General features: G+C 69.7%; 2 protein-coding genes. Both read right to left on the bottom strand.

Annotation, left to right across the window (positions count from 1 at the left end; genetic code table 11):
• Positions 1-127: 127 nt before the first annotated feature.
• Positions 128-817, bottom strand: coding sequence for a winged helix-turn-helix domain-containing protein (locus QH290_RS00050; RefSeq protein ID WP_280265927.1), 690 nt, complete (start codon positions 815-817; stop codon positions 128-130).
• Positions 814-2,079: a sensor histidine kinase gene (locus QH290_RS00055; protein ID WP_280381608.1), complete on the bottom strand. Its 1,266-nt coding sequence runs from the start codon at positions 2,077-2,079 to the stop codon at positions 814-816. The genes QH290_RS00050 and QH290_RS00055 overlap by 4 nt, the downstream gene beginning before the upstream one ends.
• Positions 2,080-2,374: the final 295 nt, after the last annotated feature.

The raw sequence follows: 2,374 nt of genomic DNA on the forward strand, positions 1-2,374 counted from the left end.
CCCGCGCCGTAACACCGTAACCCACCCCCGCCGGCCGCACCGCAATGCACCCCCCGCCCCCCCCACCCCTGTCCCCCCGCGCCTCCCCCCACCCCTGCCCCCCCCCCCCCCGGGGGGGTGCACAGGGCTAAGCCTCCAGCTTGTACCCCAGACCGCGCACCGTGACCAGGTGCTCCGGCTTGGCGGGGTCGGCCTCGATCTTCGAGCGCAGGCGCTTGACGTGCACGTCGAGGGTTTTGGTGTCGCCGACGTAGTCCGCGCCCCAGACACGGTCGATGAGCTGTCCGCGGGTGAGCACCCGGCCGGAGTTGCGCAGCAGGTACTCCAGCAGATCGAACTCCTTGAGCGGCAGCGTCACCGGCTTGCCGTTGACCTGCACGGTGTGGCGGTCGACATCCATGCGCACGGGCCCGGCCTCCAGCACACCGCTCTCGCTGGAGCCGTCGATCTCCTCGCCTACCCCGCGCCGCAGCACGGCGCGGATGCGCGCGATCAGCTCGCGCGAGGAGTACGGCTTGGTGACGTAGTCGTCGGCGCCCAGCTCCAGCCCGACCACCTTGTCGATCTCGCTGTCGCGCGCGGTCACCATGATCACGGGCACGCTGCTGCGGGTGCGCAGCTGTTTACAGACGTCGGTGCCACTCATGCCGGGCAGCATGAGATCCAGCAGCACGATGTCGGCGCCGGAGCGGTCGAATTCGGCCAGTGCGGACGGACCGTCGCCGACCAGCGTGACCTCGAACCCCTCCTTGCGCAGCAGGAACGCGAGCGGATCGGCCAGCGACTCCTCGTCCTCGACGATCAGCACACTCGTCATCGGGTTGCCTCCACACCGTTGGGTCTGGCCCGCCCCACGGGGCGCGGGCCGGTTTCCTTCTTACCCACCGCTACTCCGGTGGGAGTCCTTCTGTCCCCCGCGTTCGTGCCCGGCACGCCGTCCTGCTCCGCGGCATCGGTGGCCGGGATGCGCAGCGTGAACGTCGAACCCGTGCCCAGCTTGCTCCACAGCGTGATCTCGCCGTTGTGGTTGGCGGCGACGTGCTTGACAATAGCCAGCCCGAGCCCGGTCCCGCCGGTGGCGCGCGAGCGGGCCTTGTCCGCGCGGAAGAACCGCTCGAACACCCGCTCCTGATCCTCCTTGGCGATACCGATGCCGCGATCGGTGACGGCGATATTGACGTAGCCGCCGCGCAGCGAGCGGCTCACCGACACGTGGGAGCCCTTCGGCGAGTAGTTGATCGCATTCTCGACCAGATTCGACAGGGCGGTGACCAGCAGCGTCTCATCGCCGAGCACCTCGAGTCCGCTGTTGGCGTCGGTGCTGACGGTGATGCCCGCGGCCTCGGCGGCGGTGCGGGAGCGCTCGATGGCGGCGTTGACGACGGTGTCCACGTCCACGGCCTCGAGCTGCGGCAGCTTTTCCGCGCCCTGCAGCCGCGACAGCGCGATCAGCTCGGTCACCATCTTGCCCATGCGGCCGGATTCGGCGTGCAGCCGCTCGCCGAAGTGCCGCACCGAGTCCGGATCGTCGGCCGATTCCAGCAGCGCCTCCGCCAGCAGGCTCATCGCGCCGACGGGCGTTTTGAGCTCATGGCTGACATTGGCGACGAAATCGCGGCGGGTCGCCTCCATCCGCGCCTGTTCGGAATCGTCATCGGCGAACAGCACGACGAAGTTGGAGTTGTCCCGCGACAGCGGCCGCGCCACCCCGCGCACCGCGATGCGGCTGCGACCGGGGACCGGATTCTTCAGGGTCAGATCGAAGTCCACGCTGACGCCGCCGGCCAGCACCTTCTCCACCGCCGCCCAGGCGCGCTCGTCGAGCAGCCGGTTGCGGACCAGGCCGAGTTCCTCGGCGCGCGGGTTCACCAGCACCACGTCGCGGTATTCGTCGACGACCGCGATGCCGCTCTCGGAGGCCAGCACGATCAGGTCCAGCACCTGCGACATGGTGAGGCCGGATTCGGCCTCGCGGCGCTGCGCCTGCCGGGCGTTCATATACGGAATGAGCAGTCCACCGACGGCCAGGCCTACGACGGCCGCCAGAACTGCCAGCAGCACGGCCTGCGGAACGCTCACAATTGAATCGTACGGTCGCGGACGCGTCGGCCAAGCCAGGGTCCACGAAGTTTCGCGCAGGTCACGGGCCCTTACGCCGGTGTTAGCCGGTCGTTTACGCAGAGTTAGACGGGCCGCGCGCCACCGCGCCCGCGGGGGCGACCCGGGTGCCACGACCCTCGCCGACCGAATTCGCCGAACTGCTGGAGCGGGAACGGATTACGGTGCTCAGCCAGACACCGTCGGCGTTCTACACGCTGCCCGCCGACGCGCCCGCTGCCGCCCTGCGCCATATCGTGCTGGGCGGCGAGGCCCG

The organism is Nocardia wallacei (genome assembly GCF_029869545.1).
GTDB classification, from domain to species: Bacteria; Actinomycetota; Actinomycetes; order Mycobacteriales; family Mycobacteriaceae; genus Nocardia; species Nocardia wallacei_A.